Annotated in this window: 2 rRNA genes; both read right to left on the bottom strand. The window is 50.9% G+C overall.

Annotated elements, in window-relative coordinates:
- Window positions 1-91, bottom strand: a 5S ribosomal RNA gene (rrf, locus tag FHC49_RS07975); the annotation flags it as partial.
- A 95-nt stretch (window positions 92-186) separates the two neighbouring features.
- Window positions 187-271 (bottom strand): 23S ribosomal RNA (locus tag FHC49_RS07970); the annotation flags it as partial.

Below are 271 nucleotides of genomic sequence, written 5' to 3'. Positions count from 1 at the left end.
GGGGAGACCCCACACTACCATCGGCGCTACGGCGTTTCACTTCTGAGTTCGGCATGGGGTCAGGTGGGACCACCGCGCTACAGCCGCCAGGCAAATTCTGTTTATCAGACCGCTTTTGCGTTCTGATGTAATCTGTAATCAAGCTGATAATCGATATCTCTTTCGCCAAAACATCTTCGGCGTTGTAAGGTTAAGCCTCACGGTTCATTAGTACTGGTTAGCTCAACGTATCGCTACGCTTACACACCCAGCCTATCAACGTCGTCGTCTT

The sequence above is a fragment of the Kluyvera sp. EC_51 genome (genome assembly GCF_019584505.1).
Classification (GTDB): Bacteria; Pseudomonadota; Gammaproteobacteria; order Enterobacterales; family Enterobacteriaceae; genus Kluyvera; species Kluyvera sichuanensis.
Note: the sequence above shows the minus strand (reverse complement) of the source record. Positions and strands in the feature narration are given on the sequence as shown.